At 57.5% G+C, this 14,693-nt stretch carries 12 protein-coding genes; 8 read left to right on the top strand and 4 right to left on the bottom strand.

The window, feature by feature from the left end; all coding sequences use genetic code 11:
• Window positions 1-4 precede the first annotated feature (4 nt).
• The 3 genes from I6L44_RS12400 to I6L44_RS12390 form a co-directional block, all read right to left on the bottom strand.
• Window positions 5-1,822, bottom strand: a complete 1,818-nt coding sequence (locus tag I6L44_RS12400; RefSeq protein ID WP_216951983.1) for an extracellular solute-binding protein — start codon at window positions 1,820-1,822, stop codon at window positions 5-7.
• 149 nt (window positions 1,823-1,971) lie between these two features.
• Entirely contained in the window at window positions 1,972-3,015 is a 1,044-nt protein-coding gene (locus tag I6L44_RS12395; RefSeq protein WP_201955111.1) for an ABC transporter permease, read from the bottom strand.
• A gap of 106 nt (window positions 3,016-3,121) precedes the next feature.
• Window positions 3,122-4,147 carry an ABC transporter permease subunit gene (locus I6L44_RS12390; RefSeq protein ID WP_005349436.1) on the bottom strand — a complete coding sequence of 342 codons (1,026 nt, stop codon included), beginning with the start codon at window positions 4,145-4,147 and terminating at the stop codon, window positions 3,122-3,124.
• A gap of 740 nt (window positions 4,148-4,887) precedes the next feature.
• Between I6L44_RS12390 and I6L44_RS12385 the strand changes: the two genes are divergently transcribed.
• The 8 genes from I6L44_RS12385 (at window position 4,888) to I6L44_RS12350 (ending at window position 14,044) form a co-directional block, all read left to right on the top strand.
• The gene (locus I6L44_RS12385) at window positions 4,888-7,443 is read left to right on the top strand and encodes a TonB-dependent receptor (protein ID WP_216951982.1); all 2,556 of its coding nucleotides are present in this window, start codon (window positions 4,888-4,890) and stop codon (window positions 7,441-7,443) included.
• Between the two features lie 108 nt (window positions 7,444-7,551).
• Entirely contained in the window at window positions 7,552-8,316 is a 765-nt protein-coding gene (locus tag I6L44_RS12380) for a DUF3450 domain-containing protein (protein WP_005343435.1), read from the top strand.
• Window positions 8,313-9,686, top strand: a complete 1,374-nt coding sequence (locus I6L44_RS12375) for a MotA/TolQ/ExbB proton channel family protein (protein WP_107682561.1) — start codon at window positions 8,313-8,315, stop codon at window positions 9,684-9,686. The genes I6L44_RS12380 and I6L44_RS12375 overlap by 4 nt, the downstream gene beginning before the upstream one ends.
• Before the next feature lie 10 nt (window positions 9,687-9,696).
• Window positions 9,697-10,224, top strand: a complete 528-nt coding sequence (locus I6L44_RS12370) for a MotA/TolQ/ExbB proton channel family protein (protein WP_005338936.1) — start codon at window positions 9,697-9,699, stop codon at window positions 10,222-10,224.
• Window positions 10,225-10,291: 67 nt separating this feature from the next.
• Window positions 10,292-10,699, top strand: a complete 408-nt coding sequence (locus tag I6L44_RS12365; protein ID WP_005338933.1) for a biopolymer transporter ExbD — start codon at window positions 10,292-10,294, stop codon at window positions 10,697-10,699.
• A gap of 16 nt (window positions 10,700-10,715) precedes the next feature.
• A complete protein-coding gene (locus tag I6L44_RS12360; RefSeq protein WP_005343441.1) occupies window positions 10,716-11,351 on the top strand; it encodes an energy transducer TonB in 636 nt (211 codons plus the stop codon).
• Window positions 11,352-11,362: 11 nt separating this feature from the next.
• Window positions 11,363-12,607, top strand: coding sequence for a lipopolysaccharide assembly protein LapB (locus I6L44_RS12355; RefSeq protein ID WP_216951981.1), 1,245 nt, complete (start codon window positions 11,363-11,365; stop codon window positions 12,605-12,607).
• 510 nt (window positions 12,608-13,117) lie between these two features.
• A complete protein-coding gene (locus I6L44_RS12350; protein WP_216951980.1) occupies window positions 13,118-14,044 on the top strand; it encodes a L,D-transpeptidase family protein in 927 nt (308 codons plus the stop codon).
• A 78-nt stretch (window positions 14,045-14,122) separates the two neighbouring features.
• Here the strand turns inward: I6L44_RS12350 and I6L44_RS12345 are convergent, their stop codons facing one another.
• Complete coding sequence (locus I6L44_RS12345; protein ID WP_216951979.1) at window positions 14,123-14,428, bottom strand: type 1 fimbrial protein; 306 nt, start codon at window positions 14,426-14,428, stop codon at window positions 14,123-14,125.
• Between the last annotated feature and the right edge of the window lie 265 nt (window positions 14,429-14,693).

The raw sequence follows: 14,693 nt of genomic DNA, 5'->3' as shown, positions 1-14,693 counted from the left end.
AATATCAATGACGTGCATAGGTCTTGTCGAGCAGGTTGATGGGCGCCAGCGCCTCCCCTGCCTCCTTGGCGTTGCGGGTCTCTTCCTTCACCTTGGGATCGAGCCAGAGCAGACCGCCACTACTGTGAGGATAACCATCCATCGGCCAGTAGAGCAGATCCGGTGTGTTCTTGGTGGCAGGCACCTCCGGCAGCATCACATAACGCCAGCTGCTGGCCCGTACATAGTTGAGCTGCACCCCGGGCACGAAGATGGCGAGATCATAGATGCGCTGCTGGATCTGCTGGGAGAGCTTGGCCCGCTTGGCCATGTCGAATTCGACGTTGTAGGCGTCGATCAGTGCGTCCAGCTCCTTGTCAGCCACGTTGAACAGGTTGTTGGTCTGCGGTTTGTTGGCATTGGCGGAGTGGAACGACTCCCAATATTGTGGATAGAGACCGCCGCCGCCCCAGCCAAGCCAGGCCGCCTCGTGTTTCTTCTCCAGCATCACCTTGAAGCCGGTGGCGCCATCCACTAGGTTAAGCTCCAGATCGAGACCCGCTTTCTTGGCCTCCTCTTTCAACACGGTCAGGCGCTTGGAGTGCTCCTGACTGGTGTAGGTGAGTGCCAGCGTCAGCCGCTCCCCCTTCTCATTTTGCAGGATGCCGTCCGGCCCCGGCTTGTTGTAGCCGCCCTTGGCAAAGTACTCCCGCGCCTTGCCGATGTCATAAGCCCGCTCCGGCAGCGTCATGTCGGTGAACTCGCCAAAACCCGAGCCGAAGGTGGTGGCTCTGTCATAGTCGCCGCGCAGCACGGTCTCTATCATCTTGTCGATGTTGAAGGCGTGCTGGATGCCGAGGCGCACGTTTACGTCTGCCAGTTTGGGGTTGGCCACATTGAGGTGAACTCCCTGACCGCCCTGTTTGGTGTCGGTCATGGCCATCACCTTCTGCACGTACCCCTTCTTGTACTCCGGGGTGACCGCTTTTTCATGCCACCAGTTGGGCAGGATCATCTCGAAGGTATCGATCTCCCCTTTCAGGAAGTGGCGGAAGGCGATGTTGTGGTCGCGGATCACCTGCACCTTGATGGTGTCGATGTTGAATCTGTGCTGGTTGTAGCGATCATCCTTTGCCCACCAATCCTTCTGCTTGCTGAAGGTGACCGACTTGCCCTTCTTGACGTCGCTGATCACGTAGGGACCTGTGGTGGGCACCACGGCCCAGTTGTACTGCTTCACCCAGTTGGGGGTCAGCTTGTAGTAGTGCTTGGGCTGGGGCCACAGCTCGGTGGTGTTGAGCAGGTCCATCTTGGCCTTGCGGCTGCCCGCTTTGACCATAATGGTGTGATCATCGATCTTCTCTACCGCTACCACTTCAGTGGTGTAGTAGTTGTTGAACCAGGGCCCCTTGATGTGTTTGGAGCGCATCATCTCGTAGCCGAAGGTGTAGTCGTCAGCATTGACCGGCTTGCCATCCGACCATTTGGCACGGGGATCCAGCTTGAAGTAGACGGTCTGGCTGTCTGGCGCTATGGCCCAGTGGGTTGCCAGTGAGGGGATGGGGTTGCCGGTATTGGGGTGGAAGCTGATGAGTCGCAACTGGTTATCGAGAATAAAGGAGCGGAACGATCCGTTGGAATCTGGCCCCACGGTACGAAACGTCAGCGGAAAGCTCTCCACAAACATATTGAGGCTGCCACCCGGCAGCGCCTTGGGGGAGGCGAACACAGGATCCGTGTCGTTGGTCTCCCATTTGAGATCCGCGGGCAGGCTGGCCGCCCAGACCCAGGATCCGTTTACCAGCACAAAGAGAGCACCTATCCATTTGATTTTATTTTTCATGTTTGACTTCCAGGTCTGGCCCCTGCACTGGGGGTCTTGATTGATAACGGGATTATCCCTTGCTCCCGGGACCGCCGATGGCGGCGGCCCGTCCTTCATTAATCACTGTTCGTTACCCGACGCCTGCCGATGCGCTGGTACCGTCTGGCTTATTGGTAACGGGTAAATTTGCGCGGATCGAACGCCTCGCGGATCGCCTCACCGATAAAGGAGACCATGATCAGCACCAGACTCACCGCTGCCACCACCGAGCTGACGATCCAGATGGCATCCAGATTGTTGATGCCTTGGGAGAGCAGCTCCCCCCAGCTCGGGGTCGGCGGTGCCAGCCCGAAGCCCAGATAGTCGAGGGCCGTCAGGGTGGAGATATTGCCCACCACGGCGAACGGCGCCAGGGTGACGATCATCATCAGGGTGTTGGGCAGGATGTGGTTGAAGATGATCCGCCCGGTGGTCGCCCCTTGTGCCCGCGCCGCCATCACATAGTCCCGTGCCCGCTCCTTGTAGGTGAGGGTGCGCATATACCAGGTGATCCCCATCCAGCCGAACAGCACGTTGATGGCGACAAACAGGCCGAAGTTGGGCTTGGCCAGCGACACCAGGATCATGATGACGTAGAGAAACGGCACCTGGGACCAGATCTCTATAAAGCGTTGCAGAATGAGGTCAAAGCGGCCGCCGAGAAAGCCCATCAGACAGCCGATGGTGACCCCGATGGCGTAACTGGCCGCCAGCGCGATAAAGGCAAAGCCGATGGCGATGCGAAAGCCGTAAACCAGTCGCGCCAGCACGTCGCGGCCGCTGGTGTCGGTGCCGAGGAAGTGGCGCTCGGCCGCGCTGGGGGCGTAAGGCGGGTAGGCATCCTCCTTGAAATCCTGCTCGTAGGGGTTCCAGGGTACCGGCGGCAGCAGCACCCAGTCGCCCTGGCCCTCTGCGGCAAATTTGGCCTTGAGCTGGCGGTAGTTGGTTTCGTACTCGTAATTGAGCCCGAACTGCTGACCGGGGATCACATCGCCATAGGTGGGGAAATGCAGCTGGCCCTGATAGCTCACCATCAGTGCCCGGCTGTTGACCAGCAGCTCCGCCAGCAGGGAGAGCAGCACCAGGGTGGTGAAGATGATGAAGGAGTAGTAACCGCGCTTGATCGATTTGAAGCGCTTGAGTTTTTTCAAGGTAACCGGATTGAGCTTCATGGTCAGTCTCCAAACCGCACGCGGGGATCAACAAGGGCAACACAGATATCGGAGACGATATGGCGTGATATCAGCATCGGCATGGCAATAGAGGTCTGGTTCATGGTCAATCTCCAAACCGCACACGCGGATCAACCAGGGCAACGCAGATATCGGAGACGATATTGCCAATCAGCATCAGCATGGAGGTGATGGCCAGAATGCCCATGACGGTGGGGTAATCCCGTTCGACGATCGCCTCGTAACCGAGCAGGCCGATGCCGTCGATGTTGAAGATGGTCTCGATGAGGAAGGAGCCGCCAAAGAAAACGGTAAGCACAGACCCCAGGTGGCTGGCGATGGGGATCAGGCTGTTGCGCATGGCGTGGTCGGTGACCGCCTTGCGAAACGGCAGTCCCTTGGCCACGGCGGTACGCACATAATCGGCCGACAGGTTCTCCATCAGGCTGTTTTTCATGGTCATGGTGAGGATGGCGAAATCGCCGATGGCGTAGGCGATAAGCGGCAGCAGGGCGTGGGCAAAGACAGTGCGGATCTGATCCCAGCTGCTCTCCATGTACTCAAAGTCGTCTCCCGGAAAACCGCCCATTGGCAGCCATTCCAGATGGAAGGCGAAGACGGTGATGAGGAAGATCCCCACCACGTAGGCGGGCAAGGCATAGGCCATGTAGATAAGCATGGAGCTCAACGAGTCGAAGCGGCTGTTGTGCCTGAGCGCCTTCGCCACCCCCAGTGGAATGGAGACCGCATAGCTCAGCAGAAAGGTCGCCAGCCCGAAGAAGGCGGTGACCGGGAGCCGATCCTTGATGAGATCCCACACCGGCTCGTAGTAGCGGGTCGATTCGCCCAGATCGAGTACCGCCAGCTTCTGCAGCCACTCCCAGTAGGCGACCAGCATGGGCTTGTCGAGGCCATAGAAGGCCTTGAGCTCCTCGATCTGTTCATCGGAGAGGGCCTGCGCCCCCTTGCTGCCACTGGAGCGGCCAGATTCATTCTGGGAAACCTGGGCTTGCAGCAGCATGCGTTCGACCGGTCCGCCCGGCACGAAACGGGTGATGGTGAAGACGAGCAGGGTGATACCGAGAAACGTCGGGATGATCAAAAGCATCCGGCGTAGGAAATACGACAGCATGGTGGAACCTCGTCCTTGTTGTTCTTTTTTGCGGCCAGTCAAATCCGGTGACGGGCCTGTCCTTCCTGGCATTACGCGCTGGATTGGTTGCCAAACAGCAGACAATCCGCTTGGCCACTGTAAAAGCTCTGCAACAAAAATCAAGTACAAGGAAATGGAAAACTGGGACAAATGACCCGCTGAGACCAAAAGCACCGAAAAATGACGTTTTTTATCTGAAAAGTGAAAATCAAAACAAAACGCTACTGCTCAACATTATTTTAAAAAATATAAACAGCTGTTTGTTTGAATCTTGTTTTTGTTTATGTGATTGAATTTTAAGTGATTTTCTTTCTGCTGCCAAAGAAGGGAAAACGATATCATCTCGACAAATTTATCTATCTCCCCCATCGGAGTGGTCAGTCACAATAATAATTAAAATAGAGTTTTATTCTTATTTTTGCCAATAAATCGAAATAAGATATAAAGAGACAGCACGTAAACAAATAAGTTCATCAACTTTTAATTCAGCGTCTTTTACATGTTTTAACAACGATTTCACATTGCGCGGGATGTTTTTGGCAGAATTATTCACTAATTATGCCGGTCAAAATTAATACACTCCGCTTATTCCACATCTCACCCTCCCGATCCCCCCACTCCATTGACGTCGCTAGTCAAAGATTGATAAGCCTTACGCATCGCTCCAAAGAGGGCGGTATCAGGAAGCAAACAATAAACAACCAGGAAGGATATAAGCGATGCTTAGGAAGAGCAGAATCTCTGCTGCGATTGCGTTCGCCTTGGCGAGCCTTGCGGCGGCCCCATCCGTATCTGCCGAAGAAGGGCAGAACGTCGAAAAACTGCAGAAAATCAAAGTCACTGGCTCCCGTATCTCTCGTGTTGATGTTGAGGGGGCGACTCCGGTTGTCTCTGTCAGCAAGGCCCAAATTGAACAGTCTGGCCAGCAGACTGTGGCTGATTATCTGAAACAGGCCTCCTACAACTCCTTTGGTGGTTTCTCTCCATCCTCCGGTAGCTCAGCCCAGTCACAAGCCACCGTAGGGCTGCGTGGCCTTGGTGAAGATCGCACACTGGTGCTGCTCAATGGCAAGCGTATCGCCGGTTCTCCCTCCATGGGGGGCACCGCCATCAACCTCAACACCATCCCCATGGCGGCCGTTGAGCGGGTGGAAGTGAACCTGGACGGTGGCTCTGCCCTGTATGGTTCTGATGCCATCGGTGGCGTTATCAACGTGATCCTCAAAGAGGGTTTTGAAGGTTTGTCATTCCAGGGGCGCGTCGGTTCACCGACCGAGGAAGGTGGTGACGAACAGAGTGGTTCCATCGTCAGCGGTATTTCGGGTGAGAAAGGTTCCCTGATGATGGTCTACGAGCATGATGTGAAAGACGAGATCTATTACAAGGATCGTGACTATCTGGCCAAGCAGGGGGCTGAGTCTCCTAGCCTCTATGGTCGCAATATCAAGGGAGTAGACGCGGCAACTGGCAAGACCGTAACACGTACTCTGAATGGGGTCGACTGTGAAAGCACCGGCGCCGGTTTTGTCACCAAGGGTACGGCTTGCCGCTTCGACTTTGCTCAGGTCGCAGCCAAGACCGCCTCGCGTACTCGCGACACCGTCTATGTCAACGGCCGCTACCATATCAACGACAATGTGGATTTCGTGCCACAGATGATTGGTTCCCGGGTCACCAGTTTTGGTCGTTTCGCCCCTGCTGCAGGTGCCTTCACCGTGGATGGCTCCACCCCTGAAAGCGCTGCAGTCCTGTCTGCCAACAACTTCAGCACCGCCAAGGCTGCGACGGTTTACTACCGCTTCAACAACGTCGGTCCCCGTGACAACGAAGTGACCGACTTGACCGGTACTCTGAACCTGGGTTTTGAAGGGGTGGTTCCGACCGAGGCGGTTGGCGATCTGGAGTGGAACGCCGGTTACATGTACTCCAAGACAGATAACCAGAGTATTGGTAATGGCTATGTATTGGAGCCGGCGGTTCAGACTCAGGTAAACAGTGGAAACTTCGTCAACGGCAGCTTCTCCGCTGATGCCACCAAGGATCTCTCTTATACCACCAGCCGCAACTCCAAGATGGATTTCTTCCAGTGGTATGGCGGTCTGGGTTGGGAGATGGGCGAACTGCCTGCTGGCCCGGTCAGCTGGTATCTGGGTGCCGAGTATAACGATTGGGTTTACTCCGACACCTACGACAGCCAGTCCGAAGCGGGTAACGTACTGGGTTCATCCGGCAACTCCGGTAGCGGTGTGCGCGATGTGTTTGCCACCTACATCGAGAGCCTGATCCCCATCACCGAGCAGATCGAGCTGAACCTGGCGGGTCGTTACGACAAGTACAGCGACTTTGGCAGCGCCTTCTCGCCCAAAGCGAGTCTGCGTTATCAGCCACTCGACCAGCTGATGTTCCGTACCTCCTGGTCCCAGTCTTTCCGCGCGCCGGGTCTGAATGATCTCTATGCGGCGGATGCCCAGTCAGCTGACTTTGCCAAGGACTATGTCTACTGCCAGGCCAATGGTATTGCCAACTGTTCCGAAGAGCAGTACGAGACAACGCGCCAATCCAACAAGAACCTGAAGGAAGAGACCGCCAATACCTTCACTATCGGGGCGGCCTACAATCCGCTGGACAATCTGAACCTGTCGCTCGATTACTACTACATCAAGATCGATGACGTGATCCAGTTGGCTACCACCCAGACCCAGTTCTATCAGGAGCTCAATACCGGCAGCAACCCGAACGTCATTCGTGACGCCAACGGCGATGTCGAGAAGGTCTATGCCGGCATGGTCAACTTGGGGCAACTCAAGACCAGTGGTATCGACTTCAAGGCGGACTACAAGTACGACTTCAACTCCTTCACCCTGCGTTACGACTTTGGCAGCAGCTACATCCTGAAATATGAGGAAGGTCTGTTTGCTGGTGGCCCAATGGTTGACAAGAAGGGCTGGAATGGCAAACCCGATTTCCGTTTCAACTCCGGGATCGGTGCCAACTTCCCGCAGCTGTGGAATCTGGATACCTACCTGAGCACCAACTATATCGACTCCCAGAGCCAGGACTATGTGGATGACAAGGAAGAGGGCCATATTGCTTCCAACACCATCTGGAACCTGAACGTTGCGGTCGATACCAGCTGGAATGCCAAGATCCAGACCGGCGTGAAGAACATGTTCAACCGTGGACCTTCCCTGTCAAATGATGGTTACACCTACGATGAATACCTCTACAGCATTGACGGACGGGTCTATTACATCGACTACACCCAGAAGTTCTAATCAACCCCGTTGATATACAACCTCAGCCGGCCCGGTCGGGCCGGCTGTGCCCAACGTCCAAGGAAGTTACGGAGATAGGGTAATCCTATGAAGACAAGGACCATTACAATGAAGAAAGCGCTCCTTGGCAGCCTGGTTTCGGCCGCCTTGTTGACCAGCTTCAATCTGAGTGCCGCTACTGCCGGTCAGGCCGTGGACGCTCAAGCCGCCACCGACAACGCATCCAAAGTTTCCCAGCAGAAGATCGACAGCTATGCCGAATCTGCCGAATCCGCACTGGCCCAGTACAAGGCAGCCCTGCGTCAGGTCGACAGTCTGCGCACCTACAACGAGCAGGTGAGCAAGATGGTCGAGTCCCAGAGTGCCGAGCTGGCGTCGATGCAAAAGCAGATCGCCCAGATTGATCAGACCAGCACCGAAGTTGTCCCCCTGATGCTCAAGATGATCGACTCCCTCGAGCAGTTTGTGGCGCTGGATCTGCCGTTCCAGAAGGTCGAGCGCGAGGACCGCGTGGCGGCTCTGACCGACCTGATGAACCGTGCCGATGTCACCATCTCCGAGAAGTACCGCAAGATCCTGGAGGCCTACCAGATCGAGGAGGGCTTCAGCCGCACCATCGAATCCTACAAGGCGAGCCTGGACAAGGATGGTAGCGAGAAGACCTACGAGTTCCTGCGGGTTGGCCGCATCGCGCTGCTTTATCAATCCCCGGATGGCAATGAGACCGGGATGTGGAACAAGAAGACTCGCCAGTGGGAAGAGTTGCCCCAGGAGTATCGCAGTGCGGTTGAACAGGGCCTTCGCATCGCCAAGAAGCAGGCGCCTCCCGCTCTGATCAAGCTGCCGGTTCAAACTGCGGAGAAAGCATCATGAAAGGAATCAAACTTGCGATTGCCTCCCTGATTGCGGGAGCAACCCTAGTCACCCTGCCGGTGACCGCTGCCGAAAAACCGGTGGATCTCAATGCGCTGCTGAATCAGGTCAAGGCCTCCAGCCTGAGCGAATCCCAACTCAACAAGGAGCGGGAAGCCCGCTTCCTGGCTGACAAGAACGAGCAGGGGGCGCTGCTGGCCAAGGCCAAGGCCGAGCTGGCTGCCGAAACCGCCAAGGGCGAGCAGCTCAAGGCGACCTTCGATGCCAATGACAAGCAGCTGACCGAGCTGACTGAAACCCTGCGCCAGCGTTCCGGCAACATGGGCGAGATGTTCGGCGTACTGCGTCAGTTCGCCGGTGAGTTCAAGGGAATCTTCAACGCCTCCGCCCGTCGGGTCGAGCATCCGGAACAGACCGCGCTGCTGACCCGTCTGGCCGAGAGTAAAGAGCTCCCCTCCAGCGACGATCTGGAAGCGTTCTGGACCACCACCCTTAGCCGCATGGTGGACGGTGGCAAGGTGAGCCAGATCCCGGCGACTGTGGTCTACGGCGAAGGCAACCAGGCCGAGAAGACGGTCACCCAGATCGGTGAGTTCAACACTGTCTCCGAAGGCAAGTACCTCACCTTCGTGCCGGAGACCGGCAAGTTCGAGCAGCTTTCCCGTCAACCTGACAAGGGGGTGCTGGAACCGATCGCCGAGTTTGAACAGGGCGGTGACGGGGTCAAGCCCATCTTTATCGACCCGTCTCGCGGCGTGATCCTCTCTCTGCTGGTGCAGTCACCGACTCTCAAGGAGCGGATCGATCAGGGTGGTGAAGTGGGTTACGTCATCATGGTGCTCGGTGTGCTCGGTACCCTGCTGGCCATCTTCTGCGGTATCCGCCTGTCGCTGATCGGCTCGTCCATGCGCAAGCAGCTGAAATCTGATCAGATCATCAAGGGCAACCCCATTGGTGACATGCTGGGGGCCTACCAGAGCCATCGCGGTGACAACATCGAGGATCTGGAGTCCAAGCTCGACGAGATCATCCTGCGCAACGTGCCCAAGTTCGAGAAGGGCATCAGCATCATCAAGCTGATCGCCTCGGTCGCGCCGCTGCTGGGTCTGCTCGGTACCGTAGTGGGGATGATTGCCACCTTCCAGGCCATCACATTGTTCGGTACCGGCGATCCCAAGCTGATGGCGGGCGGTATCTCGGAGGCGCTGGTGACCACCATGCAGGGTCTGGTCGTCGCGGTGCCCATGCTGTTCCTCTACACCATTGTGCAGACCCAGAGCCGTCGTCTGATCCAGGTGCTGGAAGAGCAGAGCGCCGGTTTCGTCGCCCGTTATCAGGAACGTCTGCACGCCTCCAAAGCCGCAGCGTAAGGAGTCACCCATGTGGTTCTGGTTGATTGAAGAAGTCGAGTCGGTCCGCCGGTTTTTGGGATTGGGGGGCGATGTACTGGTCGCCCTGTTCTTCCTGACCCTGATGATGTGGGCCCTGCTGCTGGAGCGCTGGTTCTACTTCATGGCGGTCTACCCCAAGCAGGTGAAGCAGACCAAGGCCACCTGGCTGGCCCGCACCGATCATCTCTCCTGGTCTGCCAAGCAGATCCGCCGCGAGCTGGTCTCACGGGTTGCCATGGCGGTGGACAAGGGGATGCCGGTCATCAAGGTGCTGATCGCTCTCTGCCCGTTGATGGGGCTGCTGGGGACCGTGGTGGGGATGGTGCAGGTGTTTGACACTTTGGCCATCACAGGCACCGGTTCGCCGCGGGCGATGGCATCGGGGATCTCCAAGGCAACGGTACCGACCATGGCGGGCATGATCGCCGCCCTTTCCGGCCTGTTTTTTGTCAACCAGCTCGATCACAAGGCCAAACTGGCGGTGCAAAAGCTGGAAGACAACCTGAAACACGGTTGATGCAGGATGCATACCCCCGGCGAGGCATGGCCTGCCGGGGGCACAGAACAAGCAAGGAGTTTCTGCTATGAGAAAACGTTACAGCGACAGCGGTGCTGACGAGGCGGCTATCGATTTGACCCCCATGCTGGACATAGTGTTCATCATGCTGATCTTCTTCATCGTCACCACCTCCTTCGTCAAGGAGTCCGGTGTCGAGATCAACCGTCCCAGTGCCAGCACGGCCGAGACGGTGAAGAAGGGCAATATCATGGTCGCGGTGCGCGAAAACGGTCAGGTCTGGGTCGACAAGCGGGTGGTCGAGGTGGGGGCGGTGCGCGCCAACATCGAGCGGCTGCGGGCCGAAAACCCGGAGAGCGCCGTGGTGATCCAGGCCGATAATGAATCCCGTTCCGGTCTGGTGGTGCAGGTCATGGATCAGATCCGCATGGCCGGTGTCCAGAACATCTCCATCGCGGCAGACAAGAGCAGCTGATGCCGGAGAGAGACCTATGAGATACCTGATATCGTTGGCGGTCTCCTGTGTGGTGGTGTTCTTTCTGTTTCTGGGAATGAACAAGCTGATCACACCGGATCACCGGGAGCTGGTGGAGAAGGATGACGTCACCATGACCGATTTCATCCGCCTCAAGCCCCAGGAGACCCTGCAAGAGAAACAGCGGGAGCTGCCCAAACCGCCGCCGCCCAAGCGTCCGCCGCCGCCTCCCGAGATGGAAGTGGCCAGCACAGATCGGCCGAAGATGGAGAGCGCGCCGATGGACATGCCCAAGCTCGACATCCCGGTCAACATCGGTGGTGGCAACGCGCTGGGTGCTTACAGCACCGGCGGCGGTGGTGGCGGCGTCGGTGGCAACAACGGCGCCATTCCGCTGGCAACCTTCGAGCCCATGATGCCCCGCAAGGCGGCACTGGCGGGGCTGGCCTCCGGCAAGGTGCTGGTGGAGTTCACCGTCACCGAGCGCGGTACCGTCAGCAACGTGCGGATCGTCAAGGAAGAGCCGCGCAGCTATGACCTCGGCAAAGAGGCGCGCAAAACCATCGCCAAGTGGACGTTCAAACCGGCCATGGTGGATGGCAAGCCGCAGGCGAGCCGTATGCAGCAAGAGATCGAGTTTGCGGTCAACTAAGGAAGGTGGCGATGAACAAGTTACACAAGATGATCCTCGCCCCGGTCGCCATGGCGGTGCTGCTCAGCACCGCCAGTTGGGCCGCCGAGCAGCCGGCCCTGTCGGATCGGGCCTATCGGGCGGTCAACAAGGCGCAGGAGCTGATCACTGACAAGCAATACGGTCTGGCGAATGCCAGATTGCAGGAGGCACTCTCCAGCGTGGGTGATCGGGTCTACGACAAGGGGGTCATATTGCAGACTCTCGGTTTCGTGGCCGCCCAGCAGGAGAAATACGGTCAGGCGACCAAGTACTTTGCCGATGCCATCGCGACAGGCGGCCTGCCGCCACCGGTGGCCCAGCAGGTGCGCTACAACCTGGCCCAGCTCTATATGGCTGAGGGTAATTATCAGGGCTCGATCAAGACCATGAAGGAGTGGTTTGCCAACCAGGGCAAAGATGACAAGCCCAACTCCCATGCCTATATCACGCTGGCCAACGCCCACGTGCAGCTCAAGCAGTACCGTGACGCGATCCCGGCGGTGGATCAGGCGATCAAGCTGTCGGCAGGTAAAGCGCCGGAGTCCTGGTATCTGCTGAAGATGGGCGCTCACTACGAGCTGAAACAGTACAAACCGGCGACCGAGGTGCTGACCTCTCTGGTCAACATGTTCCCGGAGAAGAAGAAGTACTGGACCCAGCTGTCGGCCATGCATATGCAGGCAGGCAACGATGGCAAGGCGCTGGCGGCGCTGGAGTCGGCCTACAACCTCGGCATGTTGACCGAGGCTGCCGAGCTGCAGCGTCTCGCCAACTACCTCGCCTTCACCGGCATTCCCCATCGCGCCGCACGGGTGATGGAGAAGGGGATGAAGGACGGGGTGATTGAGCAGAGCGCTGGCAACTACAAGACCCTGGCCAACTACTGGCATCAGGCCAAGGAGCTGGATCCGGCCATCGACACCCTGGCCAAGTCCTACCAGCTGGCCCCGAGCGCCGAATTGCAGCTGAAAATGGCGCGCATGATGATCCAGAGCAAACGCTATCAGGATCTGGTGGCGCTGGCCGCCAAACCGGCAGCCAATGCAAATGGTGAACAGCGGGCGGATCTCAAGTTCCTGACCGGGGTCGCCTATTTTGAGCAACAAAAGCCGAAGGAGGCCCTCAACGCCTTCACCCAGGCGGCTCAGAATGGCAACGTCAGCGGTCGGGCATCCCCCTGGATCAGCTTCCTCAAAGAGCAGAGTGGTGCGGCGGGGGAGGCGGCCGTCCAGTAATTCCAATGACAACGCTTGAAGTCCCTTTTATGGTTGCCTGGTGGCTCCATTAACCGCTCTTCGGAGCGGTTTTTTTATGGCGGCAGCCAGTCCCTGCTGTAGTCGAAGCGCTATTTTCCACCTTTTCGCTCCAATGAAAGTGCCACAGTCAACATTGGCCTATCTCCTCCGAGGTGACAAACGTTTCAGCCAGGGCTGCAACCGTGACACCAGGTGGCACAGCGCTGTGGTCTAAGGGGGCGGGGTTGGTCCGCAGAGAGGGGGCTATGCTGTACATCTCTCTTTCAATGGCGACTTGCCAAGGGGGCTTTTGCTCTGTTGATAAGCATCACACCGAAAACGGCCACTTTTAACAAGAAAAGCAACATATGGAAGTTGAAATTTTGGCCGACTCGAGAAAGAATGCGCGCTCGGTTATTTGGCGCCGTGGTGCAGGTTGACCCACCACCGGCAGACCGAAGATAAGATGGCCTCCGGCCCATTTGGTACAGGAAACCACACAGGAATTTTATGAACCCCCTTCGCACTGCCGCTTCGGCCCTTTTATGCACACTTGCGCTGATCAGCCAGCAGGCTGCCGCCGTCGAGTATCGTCTGCCTGCGGCCAACAGCCGTCTGATCGGTGAGAATCTGGAATATGTGGTGCCTGCGGACAATCGTCCGCTGGAGCAGATTGCCTCCGAGTTTCAGTTGGGTTTGACCAATATCATGGAAGCCAACCCGGGCGTTGATCCCTATCTGCCCAAAGCGGGCAGCACCCTGATCATCCCTCACCAGTTGATCCTGCCCAACGCGCCCCGCGAAGGGATCGTCATCAACGTTGCCGAGATGCGCCTCTACTACTATCCGAAAGGGAAGAACGTGGTACAGGTATTGCCCATCGGCATCGGTCAGCTGGGGGTGAACACCCCGGAGAACTGGATCACCAAGGTAGAGCGCAAGCGCGCCAACCCGACCTGGACCCCGACCGAAAACATTCGTCGTCGCTACGCCGCGAAGGGAATCACACTGCCTGCGGTCTGGCCAGCCGGCCCGGACAACCCCATGGGCCTGCACGCCCTCTACATCGGCAACCTCTATGCCATCCACGGAACCAACGCCACCTTCGGCATCGGTCTGCGGGTGAGCAGCGGCTGCGTACGTCTGCGTGCCGACGACATCAAGTATCTGTTCGACAACGTGCCGGTCGGTACCCGCGTCCAGTTCGTCAACCAGCCGGTCAAGACCACGGTCGAGCCGGATGGCGGTCGCTACATGGAAGTGCACGAGCCGCTGTCACGGACCGAGGAGGAGTTCAACTCCACCGCCTCCGTGCCGCTCCCGATGACACCGGCCATCACCCGCTTCATCGCTCACGCCGAGTCTGACTCCAACGTGGTCAAGCAGGTGCTGGAACAGCGTACCGGCATGCCGACCCGTCTCAATCCTCAAGCCTGATGACTTGAACTCGAGACCCGGTAATGACAACGGCGACCCTATGGTCGCCGTTGTTGTTTCTGCCAGCGGCAGTGGGCGTTATTTGTGACTGACGGTGACGATTGCCATAGTGTGGCGATCATCGACCCACTGGTAGGAGACCTGGCTGTGGGAGAGATTCAAGGATGCCTCTCTTGCCAGTTTTTGCAAATTAACTGTTTCGGTTGTTTGTGCGGAGCCTGAGAGGCAGGTGACCTGCATCTGCTTCTCTAGTTGGTTGACACGGCAGGCATCCTCCACGATGGCGCCGCTGAATTCGATGCGTCCTGTATTACTTGCCTGGGTCGTCTCTGCCATCGATATGCCCAGCGTGGCGAGAGTGAACACTACTGCGCTTGTTTTCATGCAGACCTCCTGATTGTCTTGCTCGCGGGCAGGAACCCGCTTGTTCATTGCCTCGCATTATCAGTATCGACAGTGTCAGGTGGGGGATGAGCGTTATTTGATCCCTGCTCGGGAGTGGCAAATTCAGAAAGCAGGAGAAAAAAGAGGGCCGCCCATGGGGTTAATGCCGATGAGTCAATGGCTGTTCGACCATTCTCGGGCTAACAGCAGGAGTGAACCTTGTCGCGGCTGAAGTAAAAAGAGAAGTAGTTATCGATGTTGAGCA

The sequence above is a fragment of the Aeromonas sp. FDAARGOS 1414 genome, assembly GCF_019047065.1.
Classification (GTDB): domain Bacteria; phylum Pseudomonadota; class Gammaproteobacteria; order Enterobacterales; family Aeromonadaceae; genus Aeromonas; species Aeromonas veronii_A.
This window is presented reverse-complemented; position numbering and strand designations above follow the sequence as displayed.